The organism is Kitasatospora sp. NPDC048365, from assembly GCF_043200835.1.
GTDB lineage: Bacteria > Actinomycetota > Actinomycetes > Streptomycetales > Streptomycetaceae > Kitasatospora > Kitasatospora terrestris.
In genome coordinates, this window is the sequence record NZ_JBICYJ010000015.1 from 13036 (window position 1) to 38739 (window position 25704).

Genomic DNA, 25704 nt, shown 5'->3' on the forward strand with positions numbered 1-25704 from the left:
AAGGGGCGCGGAAGGGGAGCCGGGCACGACGCTGGCCGTGCCCGGCGGGTTGACTCAGAGGCCGGCGGCCGTCAGGTTCCTGACTCCGCTGGCCGATCCTGCGCCGTCGGGGCCGTAGACGTTGCTGACTCCGCTCCACCGGCCGGCGGTGTAGTCACCGGTCACGGTGTAGATGCCGTCCCAGCGCATCCGGCCGAAGATCCGGAGGGTGTTGCCGGTGGACGCGGCGGTGACCTGCTGCACGTCCGTCAGTCCGCTGGCGGCGGAGATGTCGCCCCAGCCGGTCCAGTAGCCCGCCTGGTAGTCGCCGGTGGTCTCGTAGACCCGACCGCCCGCGAGGGCCACCACGTGGAACCGCGAACCCGGAGTGGACGCCGCCGCGAGCTGGGTGATCCCGCTCGGGCCGCCCTTCGCCGCCGTCACGTCGCCGAAGCTCCACCGACCACGGGTGTAGTCACCGTCCGCGACCCGGACGTGCCCGTCCTTGCCCAGGATCGCGATGTGCAGCACATTGCCGGTCGTCCCGGCCGCGATGCTGACCGCTCCGGTCGGGATACCGGTCGCGCCCGTGACGTCGCCCCACGCGGACCACGTGCCGGTTGCACGGTCCGAAGACGCCTCGTACACCCGGCCGTTGGCCACCGCCACCAGGTGCGTGCTGTTCCCGATCGACGCCGCGGAGATCTGCGTGATCCCCAACAGCGCGCCCGCGCCGGTGACCTCCTTCCACGGCAGCCACTGACCCTGCGCCACCCCGCCCGACGCCGGACCGAGGTTGCGGTCGGCGGTGTAGATCCGCCCGTCCACCAGCGCGAACGTCCGCAGCCACTGGTCCGAGGTGGTCGCCGAGGCGAGGCCGGTGACGGTGTCGGCCGAGAACAGGGCACCGCTCTGCGGCACCGGCAGGAACGGCGCCCAAGCGCCCTTGTCGTAGTTGACCCCGGTGTTCAGCAGCGCCCCGCCGTAGGGCGCCCCGACCAGCTGGACCCGCTGGCCGGGCTGCAGCGCCGCCGTGTACTTCTCGTTGACCAGCTCGACGGTCTTCTTGGCCACCGTGGTCCGGCCGCCCTCGTCGGTGGCGGTCACGCTGACCGTGTAGGTGCCCGGGACGCCGTACTGGTGCCAGGAGTTGGTCCCGGTCACGACATCACTGCCGTCGCCGAAGTCGATCGAGGTCTTCGTCACGACGTACGGCGAGGTGACGGACGAGTCCACCTGGACGCTCAGCGGATCCGCCGCAGAGGTGGTGTTGACGTTGACGACGAGGTCGCCGGCCTCCTTCACGACCACCCAGTTGCTGGTGACGCCCGTCGCCTTGCCGCCCTGGGCGTCGGTGGCCGTCACCTCCGTCCAGTACTGGCCGGGCTTGGTGTAGGTGTGGCTCACGGTCGGCTCGGTCGACCTGAGCGTCTCGCCGTCACCGAACAGGAACAGGTACTCGGCCTGCGGCACGTTGAAGGTGTTGACCGCCGTGGCGGTGATCGTCACCGTGTACGGCGCGGGTCCCTGGCGGGACGGCACCTCGGTGATCACCTGCGCGGTCACCGACTTCTGCCCGGACAGCTCGTACGCGCCGCGGTCGCGCAGCCCGCCGCCCGGCGCGGTGTTGGCGACGTTCGGGTCGTCGGTCGGCTTCACGCCGTACAGGTCGGTGTCCACCCCGGGCGCGGCCGGGTCGGCCGAGTCGATCGCCACAGCGGCCGACTCGGTCAGCTTCGGGTCCGTGGCGTACCTCGAAAAGGCGGGGTCGTAGTCGACGTCGTGGGCGGCCTGGCCGGGCTGCGCGGCGGCGAACGCGGCCGCCGTCGGATACGAGGTGGCGCCCCAGGTGTAGGCGGAGGCGTCCGCCCACGGGTGGACGGTGTTGTAGTCGACCTTCGACCCGGCGGTCGACCCGGCGGAGACCGAGATCTCCGTCTCGCCGCGGTTGGTCGTGGCGGTCTGGCAGTTGGCCTGGGTCAGGCCGTTGGACTGAGCGGTGATCACGTTGTTCTCGACCACCGCGCCGGGCGAGGCTCCGTCGATCTTCACGCTCTCGCCGCAGGAGTACACGATGGTGTTGTTGGTGACCGCCGTGTTCGGCGCGTCCAGCACCGAAACCGCCCTCGCGGAGGTCTGGTTGAACTCGTTGGCGGTGATCAGCACGTCGTGCGCACCCGCGCCGACGACAAGCCCGCCGACGCTGCTGCGGAACTGGCTCCGGCTCAGCGTCACGTGGTCGCTGCTGCCGGAGACCTGGACGGCCACCGGCCCGGTGATGCTGTACTTCATCCGGTCGAGGGCCACCCGCGAGGAGTTCACCACCGACACCGTCGGCACGGCGGATCCGAGGAAACCGAAGGCCCGGAAGCCCTTCAGCACCACGTCGTGCGTGTCGGAGAGCACGAACGCGCCCTTGGTGTTCACCACCGGACGCACCAGAGTGCCGGAGGGGTCCAGACCGACGAAGGTGATCGGCTTGTCCGGCGTACCGGAGTTGGTGACGGTCACCGTCTCCTGGTAGCTGGTCCCGGCGGCGACCTCCACCGTCTGTCCGGCCTGCACGGCGCGTGCCGCGGCGGAGATCGTGCAGAACGGCGCCTCCGCCGTACCGCTGCCGAAGTCGGAGCAGGCCGTCGACCTGTTGTTCACGTACAGCGTGCTCGCCGGCTCCGCCGCGACAGCGACGGACGGAACGGCGACCAGAGCGGTGGCTGCGGCCGCGGTCAGCGCGGCGGACTGGCGGAAACGCACGGTGACTTGCTCTCCAAGGGTGCGGAACGGAAGCCGGGCACGAAGGTCGGCCGTGCCCGGCGGTGTGGGTCAGAGGCCGGCGGCGGTCACCCGCATGATGGAGCCGGCTTCTCCTGCGGCATCGGCGGTGAAGACGCTCGTGGCGCCGCTCCATCGGCCGGCGGTGTAGTCACCCGTCACGCTGAGGACACCTCCCCAGTAGGTGCGGCCGAAGATCCGGAGGGTGTTGCCGGTGGACGCGGCGGAGATCTGCGCAACGCCCGTCAGACCGGCGGCGGTGGTGATGTTGCCCCAGCCGGTCCAGTAGCCGGCCTGGTAGTCGCCGGTGGTCTCGTAGACCCGCTGGTCGGCGAGGGCCACCACGTGGAAGCGGGAGCCCGGGGTGGACGCCGCGGCGAGCTGGGTGATTCCGGTCGGGCCGCCCTTCGCCGCGGTCACGTCGCCGAAGCTCCAGCGACCCCGGGTGTAGTCGCCGTCGGCGACCCGGATGTGCCCGTCGTTGCCCAGGATTGCGATGTGCAGCATGTTGCCGGTCGTGCCGGCCGCGATGCTGACCACCCCGGTCGGAATGCGCGTGGCGCCCGTGACGTCGCCCCACGCCGACCACGCGCCGGTCGCGCGGTCCGAAGACGCCTCGTACACGCGGCCGTTGGCCACCGCCACCAGGTGCGTGCTGTTCCCGATCGACGCCGCCGAGATCTGCGTGATCCCCGACAGCGCACCCGCGCCGGTGACCTCCTTCCACGGCAGCCACTGCCCCTGCGCCACCCCGCCCGTCGCCGGGCCGAGGTTGCGGTCGGCGGTGTAGATCCGCCCGTCCACCAGCGCGAACGTCCGCAGCCACTGGTCCGCCGTGGTCGCCGACGCCAGCGCATAGACGTCGCCCGCCCCGAAGTCGGCCCCGGTCTGCGGCACCAGCAGGTGCGGCGACCAGACGTTCTTGTCGTAGTTGACCCCGGTGGTCAGCAGCTGTCCGCCGCCGGGTGCCGCGACGACCTGGACGCGCTGGCCGGGCTGCAGCGCCGCCGTGTACTTCTCGTTGGTCAGCTCGACGGTCTTCTTGACGACGGTGGTCCGGCCGCCCTCGTCGGTGCCGGTCACGCTGACGGTGTAGGTGCCGGGGCCCGGGTACTGGTGCTGGGAGGGCGAGCCGGCGGCCACCGTGCCGTCGCCGAACTCGATCCTGGTGCCGGTCACCACGTAGGGCGAGGTGACGCCGGCCTCGACGCGGAGGCTCAACGGTTCCGACCCGTCCGTGACGTCGAGGGTGGCGACGAGGTCGCCGGCCGGCTTGACGATCACCGAGTTGGCGGAGGCCAACGCCTTGCCGCCCTGGGTGTCGGTCGCGGTGAGCGTCGTCTGGTACGTGCCGGGCTTGGTGTAGGTGTGACTCACGGTCGGCTCGGTCGACTTGAGCGTCTCGCCGTCGCCGAAGTCGAAGAGGTACTCGGCCTGCGGCGCGCCGAAGGTGTTGACCGCCGTGGCGGTGAACTTCACCGTGTACGGCGCGGGCCCCTGCCGGGACGGCACGTCGGTGACCAGCTCGACCGTGGCCCGGTTCTGCCCGGTGAGCTCGTACGCGCCGCGGTCCCGCACCCCGCCGCCCGGCGCGGTGTTGGCGACGTTCGGGTCGTCGGTCGGCTTCACCCCGAGCAGGTCGGTGTCCACGCCGGGCGCGGCCGGGTCGGCCGAGTCGATGGCCGCGGTGGCCGAGTCCGGCAGCTTCGCGTCCGTCGAGGGGCCGATGGGGAAGTTGTAGTCGGCGTCGTGCGCGGCCTGTCCGACCGCGGCGGTGAACGCGGCGGCCGTCCGGTAGGAGACGCCGGCCCAGGTGTACGCGGACGCGTCCGCCCACGGGTGGACCGTGTTGTAGTCCACCTTCGACCCGGCGGTCGACCCGGCCGAGACCGAGATCTCCGTCTCGCCGCGGTTGTTGTTCACGATGCCGCACTGGGGCCAGCCGTTGTACTCGGCGGTGATCACGTTGTTCTCGATCACCGCGCCCGGCGAGGCACCGTCGATCTTCACGCTCTCCATGCAGGAGAACACGATGCTGTTGTTGGTGACCGCCGTGTTCGGCGCGTCCATCGCCGAAACCGCCGCCGCGGACGTCTGGTTGAAGTCGTTGGCGGTGATCAGCGTGTCGTGCGCACCCGCGCCGACGACGACTCCGCCGGCGTTGCGGAAGGTGCTGCGGCTCAGCGTCACGTGGTCGCTGCTGCCGGAGAGCTGGACGGCCACCCGACCGCCGCTGCTGTACTTGATCCGGTCGAGGGCCACCCGCGAGGAGTTCACCACCGCGACCACCGGCGCGGTGGCCTGGTAGTAGCTGATGGCCCGGAAGCCCTTCACCACCACGTCGTGGGTGTCGGTGAGCACGAACGCGCTCTTGGTGTTCACGACGGGCCGCACCGCGTTCCCCAGGGGGTCCAGGCCGACGAAGGTGATCGGCTTGTCCGGCGTACCGGAGTTGGTGACGTTCACCGTCTCCTGGTAGCTGGTACCGGCGGCGATCTCGACCGTCTGCCCGGCCTGCACGACCCGGCTCGCGGCGGAGATCGTGCAGAACGGCACCTCCGCCGTACCGCTGCCGAAGTCGGAGCAGGCCGTCGACCTGTTGTTCACGTACAGCGTGGACGCCGGCTCCACCGCGACGGCGGCGGACGGGACGGCGACCAGAGCGGTGGCTGCTGCCGCGGTCAGCGCGGCGGACTGGCGGAGGCGCATGGCGGTGGAGGTCCTCGGGGCGTGCGGGGCGGAGGTGGCGGGCCGGTGGCCGCGGCCGGGGCGGAGCCCGTCGGCCGCGGCCTGCGCGGTCAGAGTCCGGCGGCGGTGATGACGGTGGTACCCGACAGGATCCCGGCGCCGGTGGGGGTGTTCACGTAGGCCGACTTCGACCAGCGACCGGCGGCGTAGTCGCCGTCGACCTCGGAGATGTTGCCGTAGGCGTCCATGGCGAACACCCGCAGCGTCATGCCGTTGGGCGCGACGGCCAGCGTGTGGTTGGGGGTCGACAGCCCGGTGGCGGCGGTGACGTCGGCCCAGGGGCTCCAGCGCCCGGCCACGTAGTCGCCGCCCGACTCCAGCAGCTTGCCCAGTGCCATGGTGAAGATGTGCAGCTTGCCGTCCGGCGTGGCCCCCACCGCCACCTGGGTGGGGTGCATCAGGTCGTTGGGCCAGGCGAAGCCGATGGCGGCGGTCATGTCGCCGCCGCTCCACCGGCCGCGGTTGTAGTCGCCGTCGCCGACCCGGATGTGGCCGTCCGAGCCGAGCATCGCCACGTGCAGCACGTTGCCGATGAACGCCGCGGAGACGCTGGTGGTGTTGGCGGGGAAGCCGAGGGCCGCGGTGATGTCGCCCCACTTCGACCAGGTGCCGGACGCCCGGTCGCCGGACGCCTCGTAGACCCGGCCGCCCGCGAGCGCCAGGACGTGGATCCGGTTGCCGGTCGAGGCGGTCGCGATCTGCGTGATGCCGGAGAGGCTGCCCGCGCCGTTGGCGCCGGTGACCTCCTTCCACGGCAGCCACTGGCCCTGCGCCACCCCGCCCGCCGCCGGGCCGAGGTTGCGGTCCGCGCTGTACACCTTGCCGCCCGCCAGCGCGAACGCCCGCAGGTACTGGTCGGAGGTCGCCGTGGAGGCCATCGCGGTGACGTCCTTGGTGGCGAAGGCCGCACCGGTCGTCGGCACCGGGAGGAACGGGCCCCAGACGCCCTTGTCGTAGTTGGCGCCGGCGTCGCTCAGCCAGTCGTTGGCGCTGCGGGCGAGCAGCTGCACCCGCTTGCCGGGCTGCAGTGCGGCCGCGTCGCGGGGGCTCAGCGCGTGCACGGTCCGCTTGGTGACCAGGACCTTCCCGCTGTCGTCGCGGTGGGTCAGGGTCAGCTGGTAGTCGCCGGGCACCATGTACTGGTGGTAGTAGGTGCCCTGCGGGTAGGTCTGGGACTGGTGGGTGCCGTCGCCGAAGTCGATCTCCTCGGAGGTGAAGCTCCACGGCGTGGAGGCGTTCGGCACGATGGTCGCGTACAGGCTCGGGGTGACCGTGATCTCCGGGTTGGCCGCGAGTTCGGTGGCGGCGGTCCGGATCACCGTGCCGGCCCCGAAGGCCCGTCCACCGTTGCGGTCGGTGATGACCACGGTGGGGTAGAAGGTGCCGGCCGTGAGGTAGGTGTGGGAGACCGTCGGCGAGGTCGAGTGGACCGGGGCGCTGCCGTCGCCGAAGTCGACCGCGTAGTCCGCCTGCTGGATCGGCCAGTCGCTCTTCGGCGTGACGGTGGCGGTCACCGTGAAGGGCGTCGTGCCCCTGGTGCCGGGCGAGCTCGTGCCGGTCACCGAGAGCTCGACCTCGCGCTGGCCGGTGGCCTCGAAGGCGCCGCGGTCGCGGACCCCGCCCTTGGGCCCGTTGGTCGCGCCGGGGTTGTCGGCGTAGGTGAGCCCGCGCAGGTCGGTGCCCACCCCGGGGGCGTCCGGGTCGGCGGAGTCGGCCAGGGCCGGGTGGGCGACGGCCGCCCGGTAGTACGGCGGCATGCCCCCGCAGCCCGCGGTCTGGCAGGTGAAGTCGACGTCGATGTCGTTGGCGGCCTGGCCGGGCTGCGCGGCGGCGAACGCGGCGGCCGTGCGGTACGAGGTGCCGGCCCAGGTGTAGGCGTTGGCGTCCGACCACGGGTGGACGGAGTTGTAGTCCACCTTCGACCCGGTGGCCGACGCCGCGGAGACCGAGATCTCGGTCTCGCCCCGGCCGATCGGCTGGGCCTCGCAGTTGGTGTAGACGTCCGCCGGGGTGTAGCCGGCGGTGATCAGGTTGTTCTCGACCAGCGCGCCGGTCGAGGCGCCGTCGATCTTCACGCTCTCCCCACAGGAGAACGCGATGGTGTTGTTGGTGACCGCCGTGTTGGGCGCGTCGAGGGTGCTGACGGCGGTGGACTGGGTGCCGAAGAACTCGTTCGTGGTGATCAGCGAGTCCCGGACGCCGGCGCCCAGGCGGACACCGCCGGAGGTCTTGAAGTAGTTCCGGCTCACCGTCACGTGGTCGCTGGTACCGGTGACCGCAACGCCGCCGAGGCCCTGGAACGTGGTGCCGTCCACGGAGACCCGCTGGCTGTCCGTCACCTGCACCGCGGGGGTGCCGCCCTCCACGTCGGACCCGGCGACGAGCTGGAACCCGCGCACCACGACGTCGTGCACCCCGTCCAGCACGAAGGCGCTCTCGGTCCCGGACGCGCTCCGCACCCACGGCTGGCTCGCGTCGGGCGCGTTGCCCGGGCGGCCGACGAAGGTGATCGGCTGCTCCGCGGTGCCGGAGTGGGTGACGTGGACGCTCTCCTCGTACTCGTCGTCGCCCATCGCGACCTGGACGGTCTGACCGGGCAGGACGACCGCCGCGGCCGCCGAGATGCTGCAGAACGGCGTGGCCTCGGTCCCGCTGCCGGTGTCCGAGCAGCCGGCGGTCTTGTTGACGAAGAGCACCGTCGGCACGGCTCCCGCCGCCGAGACGGCCGGGACGGTGACGATGCCGGTCGCGGCGGCGACCACGAGGACGGCCGACTGGCGGAAGCGCATGGGCACTGGAGTTCCCCCCGATGGAAAGGACGTGGTTGTACGGGCGTCCGCAGGCGGGGAGTCCCACCGGCGGACGGGAGCCGGGCACGGAGGGCGGCCGTGCCCGGCGGGGCGGATCAGAAGCCGGCGGCCGAGAGGATGTCGATGGTGCCGAGGCCGCCCGCCGCCTGGGGCGTGTTGATCTGGAAGCCGCCGGTCCACCGGCCGGCGGTGTAGTCGCCGGTCACCGAGTAGAGGGCGTCCCCCCAGACCGTGCCGTAGATCTGCAGGGTGTTGCCGGTCGAGGCGACCGCGATCCGGGAGTAGCCGGAGATCCCGCTGGCGCTGGAGATGTCGCCCCAGCCGGTCCAGTAGCCCGCCTGGTAGTCGCCGGTGGTCTCGTAGACCCGACCGCCCGCGAGCGCGACCACGTGGAACCGCGAACCCGGAGTGGACGCCGCCGCGAGCTGGGTGATCCCGCGCGGGCCGCCCTTCGCCGCCGTGACGTCGCCGAAGCTCCAGCGGCCCCGGGTGTAGTCGCCGTCCGCGACCCGGATGTGCCCGTCGGTGCCCAGGATCGCGATGTGCAGCACGTTGCCGGTGGCGCCGGCCGCGATGCTGGTCACCCCGGTCGGAATGCCGGTCGCGCCGGTGACATCGCCCCAGGCGGACCACTTGCCGGTTGCACGGTCCGAAGAGGCCTCGTACACCCGGCCGTTGGCCACCGCCACGATGTGGGTGCTGTTGCCGATCGACGCGGCCGAGATCTGGGTGATCCCCGACAGCGCACCCGTGCCGGTGACCTCCTTCCACGGCAGCCAGTGGCCCTGCTCCACCCCGCCCGCGGTCGGGCCGAGGTTGCGGTCGGCGGTGTAGATCCGCCCGCCCACCAGCGCGAACGCCCGCAGCCACTGGTCCGCCGTGGTCGCCGAGGCGAGGCCGGTGACGGTACCGGCCGGGAAGCCCGCACCCGTCTGCGGCACCGGCGCGAACTGCGACCAGACGCCCTTGGTGTAGTTGACGCCCGCGTTGGACAGGCCGCCGTACGACACCTGGCCCAGCAGCTGGACCCGCAGGCCGGGCTCCAGCGCCGCCGTGTAGTTCGGGTCGACCAGGTCGAGGGTCTTCTTGACCACCGTGGTCCGGCCGCCCTCGTCGGTGGCGGTCACGGTGACCGTGTAGCTGCCGGGGTAGCTGTACTGGTGGTTGGTGGTGGTCCACGGCGTGGACGAGACCTTGGCGCCGTCGCCGAAGTCGATGTCGGTCTTGGTCACCGCGTACGGCGACTCCGCGCTGGGCGTCATGGCGACGTTCAGCGGCCCGTCGTTGCGGAAGGCGACGTCCGCCTTCAGGTCACCGGGCTCCCGGATGAGCATCGCGTTCGGGGTGGAGGCCGACGCCTTGCCGCCCTGGGTGTCGGTCGCGGTGACCGTCGTCCAGTACGTGCCGGGCTTGGTGTAGGTGTGGCTCACGGTCGGCTCGGCCGAGTGGACCTGCTCGCTGCCGTCGCCGAAGTCGAACAGGTAGTCGGCCTGCGCCAGGTTGAAGGAGTTGACCGCCTTCGCGGAGACCTTCACCGTGTACGGCGCGGGCGCCTGACGGGACGGCACGTCGGAGATCAGCTCGGCGGTCAGCGAGGTCTGCCCGGTCAGCTCGTACGCGCCGCGGTCGCGGAGACCGCCCGCCGCGCCGTTGGCGACGTTCGGGTCGTCGGTCGGCTTCACGCCGAGCAGGTCGGTGTCCACCCCGGGCGCGGTCGGGTCGGTCGAGTCGATGGCCTTCACCGCGGACTCCGGGAGCTTCGCGTCCTCCCAGTAGTTCGGGAAGTCGAGGTCCAGGTCCACGTCGTGCGCGGCCTGCCCGGGCTGCGCGGCGGTGAACGCGGCCGCCGTCGGGTACGAGGCGCCACCCCAGGTGTACGCGGAGGCGTCGGCCCAGGGGTGCACCGTGTTGTAGTCCACCTTCGACCCGGCGGTCGACCCGGCGGAGATCGAGATCTCCGTCTCGCCGCGCTTGCCGACGGCGCTGCCGCAGGACCAGTCGGCCGTGCCGTTGTGCTGGGCGGTGATCACGTTGTTCTCGACCAGCGCGCCGGGCGAGGCACCGTCGATCTTCACGCTCTCCCCGCAGGAGAACACGATGGTGTTGTTGGTGACCGCGGTGTTCGGGGCGTCCACCGCCGACACGGGCACCGCGGACGTCCGGCTGAACTCGTTGCCGGTGATCAGCGCGTCGTGCACGCCCGCGCCGATGCTCACGCCGCCGGTCTGCCGGAACTGGCTCCGGCTCACCGTCACGTGGTCGCTGCTGCCGGAGAGCTGAACGGCCGCCGGACCGGTGCTGCTGTACTTGATCTGGTCGAGCACGACCCGGGAGGAGTTCACCACCGACACCACGGGCACGGTGGTGGTCGCCCCGGTGGAGTTCAGCCGGAAACCCTTCACCACCACGTCGTGGACATTCGACAGCACCAGGGCGCTCTTGGTGCCCACCACCGGGCGCAGCGCGTTCCCGACACCGACCGGCAGGCCGACAAAAGTGATCGGCTTGTCGGGCGTACCGGAATTGGTGACGGTCACCGTCTCCTGATAGGCGGACCCGGCCGCCACCTGGACGGTCTGGCCGGGCTGCGCCGCGTGGGCCGCCGCGGAGATCGTGCAGTACGGCGCCTCGGCCGTCCCGCTACCGGCATCGGTGCAGGTCGTCGACCTGTTGTTCACGTACAGCGTGCTCGCCGGCTCGGCTGCCGCGGCAACCGAGGGGAACGCGACAAGAGTGGTGGCCGCAGCTGCGGTGAGCGCGGCAGACTGGCGCAGACGCACGATGACTGACTCTCCATGAGGTGAGAAACGGGCACAGCTTGGCATTCGAACCACTGTTCCGTCGACTCGATTTCCGGAACCGCCGACAATGTCCCGAATGGTCAGAATCCGGCGGCGCCGAGCACGTCGGCGGTCACGGGTCCGGGGACCCCGGTATTGCCATTCACATTGACGGTCCCGAAGCCCGACCAACGGCCCGCGGTGTAGTCCCCGTTGGCGTTCTGGACCCTGCCGTCGCGCGAGATCGCGAAGAGCCGCAGGGTGTTCCCGGTGGCCGCGGCGGAGACCTCCACGAAGTCGGCCCGGCCGGTCGCGGCGGACACGTCCGCCCACCCGGTCCAGTAGCCGGCCGCGTAGTCGCCGGTGGTCTCGTAGATTCGGTCGCCCGAGATCGCCACCACGTGGAAACGCGATCCGGGCGTGGTCGCGGCAGCGAGCCGGCTGACGGCACGCGGACCGCCGTACGCGGCCGTCACGTCGCCACCGCTCCAGGTACCGCGGTCGTAGTTCCCGTCCGCCACCCGGACGTGCCCGTCCGCGCCGAGCATCGCCACGTGCAGCGAATTGCCGGTGCTGCCCGCCGCGATGGAGGTGACGCCGGCCGGGAACCCGACGGCCGCCGTGATGTCGCCCCACTTCGACCACCCGCCGGAGCCACTGGTGCCGGAGGCCTCGTACACCCGGCCCCCGGCGAGCGCCACGATGTGGGTCCGGCCCCCGATCGAGGCAGCAGCGATCTTCGTCACCCCGGACAGCACGCCGGCCCGGCTCGCGCCGGTGACCTCCGCCCAGTCCGACCACGCGCCGAGCGGGAGACCGTTGTCGGCACCGACGTTGCGGTCGATGCAATAGATCCGGCCGTTCACCAGCGTGAAGGCCCGCTCGACCCGGTCGGACCCGACGGTCACGGCGACCGCCGTCACCCGGTCGTTCGGGGCGGTGTACCGGCTGTTCGCCGGCGGGCCCCCCGCCGGGGACCAGTACCGGTTGGTGAAGTTGGCCCCGGCGGACTTCAGCCAGGACCCGCTGCCGGCCAGGAGCTGGACCCGCTCGCCGGGCTGGAGCTCGGTCAGCGGGTCCAGCCACCGCACCTCGACCGCCTGGGAGCTACGCGCCGTCCGGCCGCCCTCGTCCGTGACGGTGACGGTGACGGTGTACCGGCCCGGAGCCGCGTAGTGGTGCCTGCTCTCCGACGTCCGGGCGCTGCCGTCACCGAAGTCGATCTCGGTGCCGGTGATCCGGTACGGCGACGAGTCGTAGACCTGGACCCGCGTGATCAGGTCGCTGTCGGTCTGGGTGGCGAAGCTCATCACGAGGTCGCCGGGCGGCTTGACGTAGACGATCTGCGAGGTGCCTGCGGCCTTGGCACCCTGCGTGTCGGTCGCGACCACCGTGGCGGAGTAGGTGCTGGCCTGCTGGTAGACGTGGGTGACCGTCGGACTCGTCGAGCGGACCGGCTCGGTCCCGTCGCCGAAGTCGAAGAGGTACTCGGCCTGGGCCACGCCCCACCGGTTGACGCCCGTGGCGGTGGCCCTCACCTCGAACGGGGCGGGGCCCTGCGAGACCCGGACGCCTTCCAGGGTGAGCAATGGCGTGGACTGCCCGGTGAGCTCGTACGCTCCCCGGTCCCGGACGGATCCCCCCGGCCCGGTGTTGGCGACTCCCGGGTCGTCCACCGGCCCCGTTCCGAACAGGTCGGTGTCGACCCCCGGCGCGGTCGGGTCCGCGGAGTCGATCGCCGGGACGTCCGCTTCGGTCAGCTTCTGATAGGTCGTCATCTGTGCGGAGGGATCGGAGAGGACATCGAGGTCCGCGTCGTGGCCGGCCTGGCCGGTCGCCGCGTTGAACTCCGCGGCGGTCCGGTACGGGGTGCCGGCCCAGGTGTACGCCGCCGCGTCCGCCCACGGGTGCACCGTGTTGTAGTCCACCTTGGTGCGGTCGACCGACCCGGCCGAGACCGAGATCTCGGTCTCCCCGCGCCCCGTCGCGGCGGTCGCGCAGCCGGCGAGCACGGCGTCCCGGGTCTTGGCGGTGACCACGTTGTTCTCGATCACGGCGCCGGGCGAGACACCGTCGATCCGCACGCTCTCCGCGCAGGAGTTGCTGATCGTGTTGTGGGTGACCCCGGTGTCCGGCGCGTCGGCGACGGCGATCGACGCCGACCGGGCGCCGCCGAAGTCGTTGCCGGTGATCAGCGTGGACCGGGCGCCGCCCGTCACGCCCACCCCGCCGGAGTTGAGGGTGAAGACGCTGCGACTGACCGTCACATGGTCGCCCGGTCCGGCGATCCGGACGGCCGGCACCCCGCCACGGGCGTACCAGTTGCGGTCCAGCACGACGCGCGAGGAGTCGGTGACACTGACCAGCGGCACCGTCCCCGCCTCGTCGATGCGTCCGGCGGTGAACCCTCGCACCACGACGTCGTGCACGCCCGCGAGGACGAACGCACTGTCGCCCGTCGGCTCGGGAGCGACCACGCTGTCGGCCCGCGGTGTCGACAGACCGAGGAAGGTGATCGGCTGCTCCGCGGTCCCGGACCGGACGATCCTGACCGACTCCCGGTAGTAGGTCTCGCTGGCCGCGACCTGGACGGTCTGCCCGGGCTGCACCACGGCCGCGGCGGCGGAGACCGTGCAGTACGGCTGCGCCTGCGACCCGCTGCCGTTGTCGGAGCAGGCGGCGCTCGCGTTGTTCACGTACAGCGTGGTGCCGGCGGGCGCCGCCGTGGCAGCGCCGGGGAAGCCGAACACGGTGGTCGCCGCGGCTGCGGTGAGAGCGGCGGACTGACGCAGGCGCATGGCGATTGGACTCCCCCTGGAACGATCGAGCGGCACACATTCGCACACGGAGGGGCGCCCCGTCGAGCGCGTTCTCCGATGGCTCCGGTGATGTCCGGATTACCCCACCCACCGTCCCGCCGGGTGACATCACGGCGTGTCGGGGGCCCGCCCGCGTGGGGGCTGCTCTAGGTTGCCGAGGTGGGGCGGGTGGGACTCGAACCCACGACCAGAGGATTATGAGTCCCCTGCTCTAACCGGCTGAGCTACCGCCCCCCGGACCCGGCGTCCTGCCGTCCGGGTCGACATCCGCGGCCCCGGCAGCAGCAGACGGCCCCTCAGGGCCGTCCCGGGCAGCATAGCCGGTCGATCAGTCGCGGTGCGCGCCGGGGGCGCATCCGGGTACCCCGCCGCGAGCCCGGTGGCGGGCGCCGGCGGGCCGGGTGAAGCTCGATCATCGGCGGCTCGGGCGAGGGCGGTGGCGGTGTGCGGCGGATCGGGTGCGCGGTACTGGCGGCGGTGGCCCTGGTGGCGTCCGGGTGCGGCTCGTCCGGGAGTCCGAGCGGCGCGCCGGGCGGCCCGACCGCGAGCGGCAGCCTCGCCGCGGCCGCGGCCGCGCACGGCTGGACCAGGGACCGGCTGCGCGCCGCGGTCGCCGCGCACGGCGGCACCACGCACACCGCGAAGGCGACCCCGCTCAACAGCCTGGTCGGCGCGGTCTTCACCAACGGCCCGGACGGCGACCACTTCTGCACCGCGAGCGTGGTGGACAGCCCCGGGCAGAACCTGATCGTCACCGCCGCGCACTGCGTCTGGACGCCCCGCGGCGCGGCCCGGACCGACCTGGTCTTCGTCCCGGGCTACCGCGACGGCGAGACCCCGCACGGCGTCTGGCCGCTCGGCACGGTGACCGTCGACCCGAGCTGGCAGAGCAGCGGCAACCAGGACCTGGACGTGGCGTTCGCCACCGTGCAGGCGCAGGACGGCCGGCAGGTGCAGCAGGTGCTCGGCGCCAACCGGCTGGGCACCGACCCGGGCTACCGGCTGACGGTGAAGATCACCGGCTACCCGAGCAGCGCGGACGCCCCGATCACCTGCGCCAACCTGACCACCGAGCAGAGCCCCACCCAGTTGCGGATCGACTGCCCCGACTGGACCGGCGGCACCAGCGGCAGCCCCTGGGTCACCGACCTGGACCCGACCACCCGCACCGGCACGGTGGTCGGCGTGATCGGCGGCTACCAGGAGGGCGGGGACACCGCCGACACCTCGTACAGCAGCTACTTCGGTGACCAGGTGCGGGCGCTGTACCGGCGGGCGAGCGGCGGCGGCTGACCGTTCGCACGCGGGCGGTAGGGTGCTGCCGACCGCGCCGGCACCTTGACCGGCCCGGCACCGGTCCTGGCAGGGCACCAGTACCGGCGGGGCGACGGACGGGGACGGGACGGATGGGCGGGCGGCGGGCGGCAGCGGTGGCGCTGGGCGGGGTGCTGCTGGCCACGGGCGCGCTGGCGGGCTGCGGTCCCACCGGGGCGGCGGCCGACCCACCCTCGGCGGCTCCGCTGCCGAGGGCGACCCCGGCCCCGGCGGACACCGCGGGCAACCGGGTCGGGGTCCTGTTCAAGGACGGCACCCGGCTGTGCACCGCCAGCGTGGTGGACAGCCCCCGCGGCAACCTGCTGGTCACCGCCGCGCACTGCGTCTGGGCCGGTGACCGCCCCCTCGACGGCGTGGTCTTCGCCCCGGGCTACCGCGACGGGGACAGCCCGTACGGGAGCTGGCCGGTGACCGCGACCTTCGTGGACGGCCGCTGGTCCCGCTCGGCGGACCCGGAGTCCGACGTGGCCTTCCTCGCCGTGGGCGAGGAGGGCGGGAAGCGGATCGAGGACCTGCTCGGCGGCAACCGGCTCGGCACCGGCCTGGGCTTCGGCCTGGAGGTCACCGTCACCGGCTACCCGCACGAGCGCGAGGCGCCGGTCAGCTGCCGGGTGCGGACCACCGCCCAGTCCACCACCCAGGAGCGGTTCGACTGCGCCGGCTACACCGAGGGCACCAGCGGCGGACCCTGGGTCACCGGTACCGGCCAGGTGGTCGGCGTGATCGGCGGCTACCAGGAGGGCGGGGACACCGCCGACACCTCGTACAGCGTCGCCTTCGACGACCGGGTCGCCGAGCTGTACCGCCGCGCCACCGCCTGAGGGCCCACCTGAGGGCCCGCCTGAGGGCCCGCCTGAGGGCCCAAGGGCCAAGGCCAGGACAGGACCGGGAACGGCAGGAGGCCCCCCGGCTGACGCCGGAGGGCCTCCTGCTCCTTGCTCCCCCAATTGGACTCGAACCAATAACCTGCCGATTAACAGTCGGCTGCTCTGCCAATTGAGCTATGGGGGACCGTGCTCCTCCAATTGGACTCGAACCAATAACCTGCCGATTAACAGTCGGCTGCTCTGCCAATTGAGCTATGGAGGATTGACCATCCGCCCGACCGCCTCACCCCGGGGCTTCCCCCGACCGCTCGGCGCTCGCTGCGGGACATACATTAGCGCACTCAGGGGGGTGGTTCGCCAATCCCTTTCGCCCGGCCCTCCCCCCGGCGCGCCCCGCGCGCGCGGGGGCGGCGCTGCGAGGATGCTGGTGCACGGCGGCGGCGCCCCGTCCGGGGCTGGCCCGGACCCGCCACCGGCGGGGCGGTTCGCACCCCGGCCGGGCGGGTAGGGCAACGCGGCACAGGATCGCTCGTAGGCGCCGTACCGGCGCGAGGAAGGGTGGAACCGCACCATGTGGAAGGTGACGTTGATCGTGGGCGTCGGGATCGGCTACGTCCTCGGGGCGAAGGCCGGCCGGCACCGGTACGAGCAGATCGCCAACGCGGCCCGGCAGATCACCGAGAACCCGAAGGTCCAGGACGCGGCCGGCAAGGCGAAGCAGCAGGCCGGCGCGGTGGCGGGCCGGGCCGCCGGCGCGGTCGCGGACAAGGTCGGCGACCGGCTGCCGAACTCGGTGACCGACCGCGTCCCGTACTTCGCGCACCGGCAGTCCGAGAACGACGACTGGGGCACCGTCCGCCCGTAGGATCTCGCCATGGGCATCGTCGCGGGCATCGACAGTTCCACCACTCGCACCCGGATCGTCGCGTGCGACGCCGAGACCGGCGCCGTACTGCGCCAGGGGCGGGCCCCCCATCCGGTGCCGGAGGGCGAGGACGCCCGCAGCACCGAGGTGGATCCGCAGTCCTGGCTGCACTCGCTGGGCGACGCGGCCACCGGCGGCCTACTGGAGGGCGTGACCGCGATCGGCGTCTCCGCCCAGCAGCACGGCCTGATCGGGCTGGACGCGGGCGGGGTGCTGGTCCGGCCCGCCCTCCTGTGGAACGACCCGCGGTCGGCCGGCGCGGCCGCCGCCCTGGTGGACGCGCTCGGCGGGCCGCAGCCGTGGGTGGAGGCGATCGGCGCGGTCCCCGGGCCGACGTACACCATCGCCAAGCTGCGCTGGCTGGCCGAGTTCGAACCGGCCTCGGCCAAGCGGATCGCCGAGGTGCTGCTGCCGCACGACTGGCTGATCTCCCAGCTGCTCGGCACCGTCAAGCGGCGCACCACCGACCGCGGCGACGCCTCCGGCACCGGCTACTGGTCGCCGATCACCGGCGAGTACCGGCAGGACCTGGTGAAGCTGGCGATCGGCCACGAGCTGCGGGTGCCGGACGTGCTCGGCCCCGCCGAGCCCGCCGGGCACACCCCCGAGGGCCTGCTGATCTCGGCGGGCACCGGGGAGAACATGGCCGCCTCGCTGGGCCTGGGCCTCGGCGTCGGCGACGCCGTGGTCTCGCTCGGCGGCAACGGCACCATCTTCGCCGTGCACGACCGCGCGGTGGTCGACCCGACCGGCCTGGTCTCCTCCTTCGCCGACGCGACCGGCCGGCACCTGCCGATGGTGGCCACCCTGAACGCGGCCCAGGTGCTGCGCTCCACCGCCGCCATGCTCGGCACCGACCCGGAGGGCCTGAGCGAGCTCGCCCTGCAGTCCTCCCCCGGCTCGTACGGCCTGGTGCTTCTGCCCTACCTGGACGGCGAGCGGACGCCCAAGCTGCCGCACGCGGCGGGCACCCTGACCGGGCTGCGCGCCGAGTCGATGGGCCCGCAGCACCTGGCCCGGGCCGCCGTCGAGGGCATGCTCTGCAACATCGCCGACGCGCTGGACCTGCTGCGCTCGCACGGCGTCGCGGTGAACCGGGTGTTCCTGCTCGGCGCGGTCGGACGGCTGCCGGCGGTGCGGGAGATCGCCCCGCTGCTGTTCGGCCGTCCCGTGGTGGTACCGCCGGCCGGCGACCACGCGGCGCGCGGCGCGGCCCGGCAGGCCGCCTGGGCGCTCGCGGGCACCGCCGAGCCGCCGCACTGGGAGCTGCCGGGGGCGACGGTGCTGACCCCGGACCAGGACCACGACCTGGCGGTGGGCAGCGCGGTGCGCCAGCAGTTCGCCGCGGTGCGGGAGCAGATCCACCCGGAGACCGCTTCCTGACGGACCGCCTCCTTCGGCGCAGCTGAAGATGCGTCATCGCGGGGGCGGTGGCAGCGTGGGGATCCCGGCCAGTGAAGGGATCCCGGCATGGCGCTGCACCAAGGTCACGAGGAGAACGACCGTCCGCTGTCCGTCAGTCCGCTGTCCGCCGCGGTCGATCCGATCGGCGCGATGCAGACGGCACCGGCCCGGCACCGGCTGGCGGGCCTGCCGGTGCCGCCGCCGGTGGCGTACCAGCTGATCCACGACGAACTGATGCTGGACGGCAACGCCAAGCTCAACCTCGCGACGTTCGTCACCACTTCGATGGACGACTACGCCGACCGGTTGATGGCGGAGTGCCGCGACAAGAACATGATCGACAAGGACGAGTACCCGCAGACCGCCGAGCTGGAGAAGCGCTGCGTGGCGATCCTCGCCGACCTGTGGCACGCCCCGGACCCGGCCGCGGCGGTGGGCTGCTCGACCACCGGGTCGAGCGAGGCCTGCATGCTGGCCGGCATGGCGCTCAAGCGCCGCTGGATGGCCCGCAACCGGGAGCGGTACGAGGCGGGCGCCCGGCCGAACCTGGTGATGGGCGTCAACGTGCAGGTCTGCTGGGAGAAGTTCTGCAACTTCTGGGAGGTCGAGGCGCGGCTGGTCCCGATGGAGGGCGAGCGCTTCCACCTGGGTGCCGAGCAGGCCGTGGCCCAGTGCGACGAGAACACCATCGGCGTGGTCGGCATCCTCGGCTCCACCTTCGACGGCTGCTACGAGCCGATCGCGGACATCTGCGCCGCCCTGGACGACCTGCAGAAGCGCACCGGGCTCGACGTGCCGGTGCACGTGGACGGGGCCTCCGGCGGCATGGTCGCGCCCTTCCTCGACCCCGACCTGGCCTGGGACTTCCGGCTCCCCCGGGTGGCGTCGATCAACACCTCCGGGCACAAGTACGGCCTGGTCTACCCCGGCGTCGGCTGGGCGCTGTGGCGGGACGCCGAGGCGCTGCCGGAGGAGCTGGTGTTCCGGGTGAACTACCTGGGCGGCGAGATGCCGACCTTCGCGCTGAACTTCTCCCGGCCGGGTTCCGAGGTGGTCGCCCAGTACTACACCTTCCTGAGGCTGGGCCGGGAGGGCTACCGGGCGGTGCAGCAGGCCTGCCGGACGGTCGCCGAATACCTCGCGCAGAAGATCGAGGCGCTCGGGCCGTTCCGGCTGCTGACCCGCGGCGACCAGCTGCCGGTGTTCGCCTTCACCACGGCCGAGGGCGTCGGCTTCGACGTGTTCGACGTGTCCCGGCGGCTGCGCGAGCGCGGCTGGCAGGTCCCCGCGTACACCTTCCCGGAGGGCCGGGAGGACCTGGCGGTGCTGCGGGTGGTGTGCCGCAACGGGTTCACCCACGACCTGGCCGACCTGCTGCTCGACGACCTGACCCGGCTGCTGCCCGAACTGGAGGCCCAGCCGGCGCCGTTGAAGGAGTTCGGGATCCCGGCCCGGACGGCGTTCCACCACTGATCCCGGTCGCCGCGCCGGGTCAGTCCAGGTAGCCGCGCAGCTGTTCGGCGAAGGCGTGCTCGCGCAGTCTGGCCAGGGTCTTGGCCTCGATCTGGCGGATCCGCTCGCGGGTCACGCCGAACAGGTGGCCGATCTCCTCCAGGGTGCGCGGGCGCCCGTCGTCCAGGCCGTAGCGCAACTGGACGACCTGGCGCTCGCGTTCCCCGAGGGTGGCGAGGACGGCGTCCAGGTGTTCGCGCAGCAGCAGGAAGGCGGCGGACTCCACCGGGGAGGCGGCGTCGGCGTCCTCGATCAGGTCGCCGAGCGCGACGTCGTCCTCCTCGCCGACCGGGGTGTGCAGCGAGACCGGCTCCTGGGCCAGCTTCAGCACCTCCCGGACGCGCTCGGGCGTGAGCTGCAGCGCCTCGCCGACCTCGGCGAAGGTCGGCTCCACGCCGCGCTCCTGGAGCAGCGAGCGCTGCACCCGCAGCACCCGGTTGATCAGCTCCACCACGTGCACCGGCACCCGGATGGTGCGGGCCTGGTCGGCCAGCGCCCGGCTCATCGCCTGCCGGATCCACCAGGTGGCGTACGTCGAGAACTTGTAGCCGCGCGCGTAGTCGAACTTCTCGACCGCGCGGATCAGGCCGAGGTTGCCCTCCTGGACCAGGTCGAGCAGGGTCAGGCCGCGGCCGACGTAGCGCTTGGCGACCGAGACCACCAGGCGCAGGTTGGCCTCGATCAGGCGGCGCTTGGCGATCCGGCCGAGCACCACGAGGTGGTCGAGGTCGTCGGTGCAGCGCTCGTCGAGGTCGGGGGTGCGGTCCAGGGCCTCCTCGGCGAACAGGCCCGCCTCGATCTGGCGGGCGAGTTCGACCTCCTCGGCGGCGGTGAGCAGGCGGACCCGGCCGATCTCGCGCAGGTACTGGCGCAGCAGGTCGGCGGCCGGCCCGGCGGATTCGTCGATGGCGGGTTCGGGGCGTTCCTCCTCGACCTGTTCGGGGGTGAAGTCCGTTCCACCGGTGGGGTCTTCGGGCTCTTCGAGATGGTCGGGCGCGGCGGGGCGATCGGGCTCGGGGGTCGGGTCAAGCTGGTCCTCGGCCGTGACGGCCTGGGGCCGGCGGACAGCGGCTAGCTCCACGGGCATCCCTCCAGGGGCCGGGCGCGGCGTCTGGGGGCCGCCGCGCGCCACCCCACTGGGATACCCACCCTTGCGGGTTACGCCACCTCCGGGACCAGGGCGCCCGGTCCGGGCGCGTGTCCGGGCTCGCGTCCGGGCTCGCGTCCGGGGTCGCGTCCGGGGTCGCGTCTGGGGAGGACCAGCGGCGTTCCGGTGCGCGGGTGCGGCAGCACCTCGACCGGGTGTCCGTACACCTCGCTGAGCAGCGGGCCGCGCAGCACCTCGGCCACCGGACCTGCGGCGACGGTACGGCCGGCGGCGAGCAGGGCGACCCGGTCGGCGTGGGCGGCGGCGAGCGAGAGGTCGTGCAGGACGACCACCACGCCGTCGCCGGCCGCGGCGCGCCGGCGGGCCACCTGGAGGACCAGTTCCTGGTGGCGCAGGTCGAGGGCGGCGGTGGGCTCGTCGAGCAGCAGCAGCGGGGTGCGCTGGGCGAGGACCCGGGCCAGGGCGACCCGGGCCCGTTCGCCGCCGGAGAGCGCGGTGAAGGGGCGGGCGGCGAAGGCGGTGCACTCGGTGGCGGCCATCGCCTCGGCGACCGCTTCCTCGTCCTCGGCGGCCGCCGCCGTACCGGCCCAGGGGGCGCGGCCCATCCGGACCACCTCGGCGGCCGGGAAGGGGAAGGAGAGCTCGGCGGTCTGCGGCAACAGGGCTCGCAGCCTGGCGAGTTCGACGGTCCGGTGGTCGGCGAGCGGGCGGCCGGCGAGCCGTACGACGCCGCCGGTCGGGGTGAGGTCGCCGGCCAGCACGGAGAGCAGGGTGGACTTGCCGGCGCCGTTCGGTCCGAGCAGGGCCAGTACCTCGCCGGCCCGCACGGCGACCTCGGCGCCGGCCAGCAGCTCACGGCCCGCGAGGGTCAGCCGGATCCGTTCGGCGCGCAGCAACTCCTCGCCGGGGAGCGGACGTTCGGGCAGTTCACGACGGGTGCGGAATCTCATGACCAGCCTCCCTGGCGGGTCCGGGTGCGGCGCAGCAGCCAGAAGAAGAACGGGCTGCCGATCAGGGCGGTGAGGACGCCGAGCGGCAGTTCGGCGGGCTGGGCGAGGGTGCGCGCGGCGAGGTCGCCGGCGAGCAGGACGAGCGCGCCGCCGAGCGCGGAGGCGGGCAGCAGGAGGCGGTGGCCGGGCCCGGCGGCCATCCGCAGCAGGTGCGGGACGACCAGGCCGACGAAGCCGATGATGCCGCTGACCGCGACGGCGGCGGCGGTCAGCAGGGCGACCGCGGTGATCAGCACCAGGCGCATCCGCTCGACGTCCACGCCGAGGTGGCGGGCGGGGCGCTCGCCGAGCGCGAGCAGGTCCAGGCGGCGGGCGTACAGCGGCGCGACGGCCAGACCGACGAGGGCGAACGGCAGGACGGCGAGCACCCGCGCCCAGGTGGCCTGGGCGAGCGAGCCGAGCTGCCAGAAGGTCACCTGGTTGATCGCGGCGGAGTCGGCGGTGAACAGGAACAGGCCGATCAGCGCCCCGCAGAAGGCGTTGACCGCGATGCCGGTGAGGATCAGGGTGACCACCTCGCTGCGGCCTCCGCTGCGGGAGAGCGCGTAGACGGCCACCACGGTCAGCAGGCCACCGGCGAACGCGGCCGCGCTCACCGTCCAGCTGCCGAGCGCGTCCAGGCCGAGCACGATGCACGCCACCGCGCCGACCGCGCCGCCGGAGGAGACGCCGATCACCGCCGGTTCGGCGAGCGGGTTGCCGAAGACGCCCTGCATCAGCGCGCCGGCGCAGCCGAGCGAGCCGCCGACCAGCACGGCGAGGACCACCCGCGGCAGCCGGACGTTCCACAGCACCGACTCGGGCACCCGGTCGAGCGGGTGCCCGCCGAGGCCCAGGCGGTGGGCGAGCGAGGCGAGGACGTCGGCGGTCGGGATGCGGTAAGCGCCGATGCCGGCCGCGAGCAGGGCGCAGAGCAGCAGCGCCGCGGCGAGCGCGGTGAGCAGCAGGGCGGGTCGGCGGGGCCTCTCCGGCGCGGGGGCTGCCGCCCGTCCGGGGGCCTTCTCCGGTGCGGCGGTGGTCACTCGGCGGCCGCCGGGTGGAGCTGGGCGGTGATCTCGCGCAGCACCTGCGGGGTGCGCGGGCCGTAGCTGAGCAGCTGGCCGTCCTCGACGGAGACGATCCGGCGGTCCAGGCCCGCGGGGGTCTGGGCGACCCCGGGGAGGGCGAGCAACCCGTCGACGCCGCCGACCGACTCGAGTCCCTTGCGCATCACCAGGATCGCGTCCGGCGCGGCCTTCACCAGGGCCTCGCTGGTGAGCGGGGTGAAGTCGCCGCTCAGTCCGGCCGCGGTCCCGGCGTCCTCGCCGCCGGCCGCCTCGATCAGCGAGCCCGCGCCGGAGTCCGGACCGCCGAGCAGGAAGACGGAGGCGCTGCCGCGCAGGTAGAGGAAGGCCACCTTGGGGCGGCGGGCGGCGGGCGGTACGGCGGCCCGGGCCTCGGCCAGCCTGGCGTCGGTGCGCTCGGTCAACTGCCGTCCGGCGTCCGGGACTCCGAGGGCGGCGGCGACGGCGGCGATCCGGGTGTCCACGTCGGCGAGCCGCTTGGCGTCGTCCAGCACCAGCAGCGGTACGCCCGCGGCGCGGATCTGTGCGACGGCCTCCGCCGGGCCGGTGGACCGGTCGGCCAGCACCACCGTGGGGTGCAGCGAGAGCACACCCTCGGCGGACACCGCGTGCGCCTGGGTGATCACCGGCAGCCCGGCCGCCTGCTCGAAGGTGGTGGACACGTCGCGGGCGACCACCTTCGGGCCGAGGCCGAGGCTGAAGACGATCTCGGCCAGGCTGCCGTTGAGCGGGACGATCCGCTCGGCGCTGGCCACGGTCACCTGCCGGCCGTCCGCGGAGGCGGTGGTGGCGGGCAGTCGGGGCGTGGGGGCGGCGCCGGGCAGTGGCTCGACCGTGTCGGCGCGGGCGGCGGCCGGCGGGGCGGCCGGGGTGTCCGCCGTGCCGGCGCAGGCCGAGGCGCCGAGGAGCAGGGCGAGCAGCAGGACGGCCGGTCCACGCGGTCGGGTGCGGTGGGTTCTGCTCAACTCTGGTTCTCTCCTCGGGCCTTGCCGACCGGTGGCGGCTTCGCGGGGAAGGCCGGCGCCGGAGCTCTTGACCCATATATTAGGTTAGCCTTACCTGACTTACGCAAGGGGTGGGTCCTTCGCCGGCCCTCGCCCCGGCCTGCCGTTCTCCGAGGAGTGATCCGTCGTGCCGCTCTCCGCGCGGCTGCGCTGCCGCCTGGCCGCCGCCACCCTGTTCGCCCTGCTTCCCCTCCTGCTGCTGCCCGCACCGCGGGCGTCGGCGGCAGCGGGCCAGGTGGCCGGTGGACGGCTGGACTGGGGCATCCGGCAGTCCTTCCTGACCTACGTCACCGGGCCGATCGCCCAGGGGAGTTGGAGCCTGACCGGCGGTGCCGCGACGGTCGGCGGCAGCACCTTCCGGTTCCACTCGGCGACCGGCACGTACGACCCCGCGAGCGGGGCGCTGAGCGCCGCGTTCTCCGGCGGGGTGCGGTTCACCGGCCACCCCGGGGAGGGCGGCAACGCGCTGGACCTCAGCATCGGGCGGCTCGCCGTCCGGACCGCCGGGGACGGCTCGGCCGGGCTGTACGCGGACGTCAGCAGCAAGTCCAAGGAGACCGGCAAGGTCACCACCACCGCGCAGACCCGGTTCGCCGACCTCTCACTGGCCGGCGTCGACCTGCGGGGCGCCTCGGGCACCGTGACGCTCAGCCGGGTGCCGACCACCCTGACCGAGGCCGGGGCGAAGGCGTTCGGCGGCTTCTACTCGGCCGGGACGGCCCTCGACCCGCTCACCCTCTCCGTCACCGTCAGGCCCGCCGCGCAGGCCGACGCCCCGGCCCCCTCCTCCACCCCGGCCGCCCCCTCCGGTCCGACGTCGAGTGCCCCGGCCCCGGGTGCCACCCCCTCCCCGACCGCGGCCGGACGGCAGGAGTTCGCCGCCGGCGCGCTGGACTGGGGTGTCCGGCGGACCTTCCGCGACTACGTGACCGGCTCGATCGCCAAGGGCCGCTGGCAGCCCGCCGACGGCGCGGCGGACGGCGGGGCGTACTTCCGCTGGATCGGCGGCACGGGCTGGTACGAGCCCGGCGGCGGGGCGCTGAGCGCCGCGTTCACCGGCAGCGTCCGGTTCACCGGCCTCCAGGACGGCGACGCCCTCGGCCTCGACCTCACCCTCGCCGACCCCGCGGTGACCGTCACCGGCGGACAGGGCCGGCTGACCGTCGACGTCCGCGGCCGCACCCCCGACGGCACCGTCCAGCAGGCCACCGGCGTACCGATCGCGGAGTTCCCGGCCACCGCGCTCACCACCGACGGCGGGCTGCTCAAGGCCGTCGAACTCCCCCTGCAGCTCACCGAAGCGGGCTCGAAGGCGTTCGGCTCGCTCTACCCGGCGGGCACCGCGATGGACCCGCTGAGCTTCGCCGTCGCCCTCGTCCCCGGAACCGCCCTGCCACCCCTGCCGGACCTCGGCAGCTCGCCCACCCCCACCTCCACCGCGTCCGCCGCGCCGTCCGCCGCTCCCGCCGCTCCCGCCGCAGCCGCGTCGACCGGCGGCACGGCCGGCTGGTGGGTCGCCGCGGCCGCAGCCCTGCTGCTGCCCGGCGCGGCCGGCGGCGCCCTGCTGCTGCGACGCCGACGCCGCACCGCCTCCTGACCTCCCCTCA

Annotated in this window: 15 protein-coding genes and 3 tRNA genes; 6 read left to right on the plus strand and 12 right to left on the minus strand. The window is 73.3% G+C overall.

The features are described 5' to 3' along the window. Nucleotides 1-54 precede the first annotated feature (54 nt). The 6 genes from ACGFX4_RS17240 to ACGFX4_RS17265 form a co-directional block, all read right to left on the minus strand. Nucleotides 55-2733, minus strand: coding sequence for a PKD domain-containing protein (locus ACGFX4_RS17240; RefSeq protein ID WP_393074527.1), 2679 nt, complete (start codon nucleotides 2731-2733; stop codon nucleotides 55-57). Between the two features lie 69 nt (nucleotides 2734-2802). Next, nucleotides 2803-5460 (minus strand): PKD domain-containing protein, encoded by a 2658-nt coding sequence (locus ACGFX4_RS17245; protein ID WP_393074529.1) that lies wholly within the window; start codon nucleotides 5458-5460, stop codon nucleotides 2803-2805. Nucleotides 5461-5549: 89 nt separating this feature from the next. Continuing rightward, nucleotides 5550-8288, minus strand: a complete 2739-nt coding sequence (locus ACGFX4_RS17250) for a PKD domain-containing protein (protein ID WP_393074532.1) — start codon at nucleotides 8286-8288, stop codon at nucleotides 5550-5552. Between the two features lie 116 nt (nucleotides 8289-8404). After that, nucleotides 8405-11089 carry a PKD domain-containing protein gene (locus tag ACGFX4_RS17255; protein ID WP_393074535.1) on the minus strand — a complete coding sequence of 895 codons (2685 nt, stop codon included), beginning with the start codon at nucleotides 11087-11089 and terminating at the stop codon, nucleotides 8405-8407. Nucleotides 11090-11190: 101 nt separating this feature from the next. Next, on the minus strand, nucleotides 11191-13887 hold the full coding sequence (locus tag ACGFX4_RS17260; RefSeq protein WP_393074537.1) for a PKD domain-containing protein: 2697 nt from the start codon (nucleotides 13885-13887) through the stop codon (nucleotides 11191-11193). A 181-nt stretch (nucleotides 13888-14068) separates the two neighbouring features. After that, nucleotides 14069-14142 (minus strand) — tRNA-Ile (locus tag ACGFX4_RS17265). A 210-nt stretch (nucleotides 14143-14352) separates the two neighbouring features. On the opposite strand from ACGFX4_RS17265, the gene ACGFX4_RS17270 reads away from it, so the two are divergent. After that, nucleotides 14353-15201 (plus strand): trypsin-like serine peptidase, encoded by an 849-nt coding sequence (locus tag ACGFX4_RS17270; protein WP_393074540.1) that lies wholly within the window; start codon nucleotides 14353-14355, stop codon nucleotides 15199-15201. A gap of 113 nt (nucleotides 15202-15314) precedes the next feature. Then, nucleotides 15315-16064, plus strand: coding sequence for a trypsin-like serine peptidase (locus ACGFX4_RS17275; RefSeq protein ID WP_393074543.1), 750 nt, complete (start codon nucleotides 15315-15317; stop codon nucleotides 16062-16064). Between the two features lie 117 nt (nucleotides 16065-16181). Here ACGFX4_RS17275 and ACGFX4_RS17280 read toward each other — a convergent pair. Together ACGFX4_RS17280 and ACGFX4_RS17285 are read right to left on the minus strand one after the other, a co-directional pair. Further along, nucleotides 16182-16254 (minus strand) — tRNA-Asn (locus tag ACGFX4_RS17280). 5 nt (nucleotides 16255-16259) lie between these two features. Beyond that, nucleotides 16260-16332, minus strand: a tRNA-Asn gene (locus tag ACGFX4_RS17285). A 309-nt stretch (nucleotides 16333-16641) separates the two neighbouring features. On the opposite strand from ACGFX4_RS17285, the gene ACGFX4_RS17290 reads away from it, so the two are divergent. The 3 genes from ACGFX4_RS17290 to ACGFX4_RS17300 all read left to right on the plus strand — a co-directional run bounded on the left by ACGFX4_RS17290 (nucleotide 16642) and on the right by ACGFX4_RS17300 (nucleotide 19872). After that, nucleotides 16642-16935 carry a hypothetical protein gene (locus ACGFX4_RS17290; protein ID WP_393074546.1) on the plus strand — a complete coding sequence of 98 codons (294 nt, stop codon included), beginning with the start codon at nucleotides 16642-16644 and terminating at the stop codon, nucleotides 16933-16935. A gap of 9 nt (nucleotides 16936-16944) precedes the next feature. Further along, nucleotides 16945-18378 carry an FGGY family carbohydrate kinase gene (locus ACGFX4_RS17295; protein ID WP_393074549.1) on the plus strand — a complete coding sequence of 478 codons (1434 nt, stop codon included), beginning with the start codon at nucleotides 16945-16947 and terminating at the stop codon, nucleotides 18376-18378. Between the two features lie 87 nt (nucleotides 18379-18465). Continuing rightward, nucleotides 18466-19872, plus strand: coding sequence for a glutamate decarboxylase (locus tag ACGFX4_RS17300; RefSeq protein ID WP_393074552.1), 1407 nt, complete (start codon nucleotides 18466-18468; stop codon nucleotides 19870-19872). 19 nt (nucleotides 19873-19891) lie between these two features. Here the strand turns inward: ACGFX4_RS17300 and ACGFX4_RS17305 are convergent, their stop codons facing one another. The 4 genes from ACGFX4_RS17305 to ACGFX4_RS17320 form a co-directional block, all read right to left on the minus strand. Further along, nucleotides 19892-20998: an RNA polymerase sigma factor gene (locus ACGFX4_RS17305; RefSeq protein ID WP_393074555.1), complete on the minus strand. Its 1107-nt coding sequence runs from the start codon at nucleotides 20996-20998 to the stop codon at nucleotides 19892-19894. Between the two features lie 71 nt (nucleotides 20999-21069). After that, nucleotides 21070-21969 carry a heme ABC transporter ATP-binding protein gene (locus ACGFX4_RS17310; protein WP_393074558.1) on the minus strand — a complete coding sequence of 300 codons (900 nt, stop codon included), beginning with the start codon at nucleotides 21967-21969 and terminating at the stop codon, nucleotides 21070-21072. Beyond that, a complete protein-coding gene (locus ACGFX4_RS17315; protein WP_393074561.1) occupies nucleotides 21966-23051 on the minus strand; it encodes a FecCD family ABC transporter permease in 1086 nt (361 codons plus the stop codon). Before ACGFX4_RS17315 ends, ACGFX4_RS17310 begins: the two co-directional genes overlap by 4 nt. Next, nucleotides 23048-24058, minus strand: coding sequence for a hemin ABC transporter substrate-binding protein (locus ACGFX4_RS17320; protein ID WP_393074564.1), 1011 nt, complete (start codon nucleotides 24056-24058; stop codon nucleotides 23048-23050). The genes ACGFX4_RS17315 and ACGFX4_RS17320 overlap by 4 nt, the downstream gene beginning before the upstream one ends. A 166-nt stretch (nucleotides 24059-24224) precedes the next feature. Here ACGFX4_RS17320 and ACGFX4_RS17325 point away from each other — a divergent pair, with 166 nt between their 5' ends. After that, nucleotides 24225-25694 (plus strand): HtaA domain-containing protein, encoded by a 1470-nt coding sequence (locus tag ACGFX4_RS17325; protein WP_393074567.1) that lies wholly within the window; start codon nucleotides 24225-24227, stop codon nucleotides 25692-25694. Nucleotides 25695-25704: the final 10 nt, after the last annotated feature.

Bases quoted from the DNA above. Each gene is read 5' to 3' on its own strand.
- ACGFX4_RS17305 (WP_393074555.1), bottom strand. From the start codon at position 20,998: ATGCCCGTGGAGCTAGCCGCTGTCCGCCGGCCCCAGGCCGTCACGGCC.
- ACGFX4_RS17245 (WP_393074529.1), bottom strand. From the start codon at position 5,460: ATGCGCCTCCGCCAGTCCGCCGCGCTGACCGCGGCAGCAGCCACCGCT.
- ACGFX4_RS17290 (WP_393074546.1), top strand. From the start codon at position 16,642: ATGTGGAAGGTGACGTTGATCGTGGGCGTCGGGATCGGCTACGTCCTC.
- ACGFX4_RS17260 (WP_393074537.1), bottom strand. From the start codon at position 13,887: ATGCGCCTGCGTCAGTCCGCCGCTCTCACCGCAGCCGCGGCGACCACC.
- ACGFX4_RS17295 (WP_393074549.1), top strand. From the start codon at position 16,945: ATGGGCATCGTCGCGGGCATCGACAGTTCCACCACTCGCACCCGGATC.
- ACGFX4_RS17250 (WP_393074532.1), bottom strand. From the start codon at position 8,288: ATGCGCTTCCGCCAGTCGGCCGTCCTCGTGGTCGCCGCCGCGACCGGC.
- ACGFX4_RS17275 (WP_393074543.1), top strand. From the start codon at position 15,315: ATGGGCGGGCGGCGGGCGGCAGCGGTGGCGCTGGGCGGGGTGCTGCTG.
- ACGFX4_RS17310 (WP_393074558.1), bottom strand. From the start codon at position 21,969: ATGAGATTCCGCACCCGTCGTGAACTGCCCGAACGTCCGCTCCCCGGC.
- ACGFX4_RS17300 (WP_393074552.1), top strand. From the start codon at position 18,466: ATGGCGCTGCACCAAGGTCACGAGGAGAACGACCGTCCGCTGTCCGTC.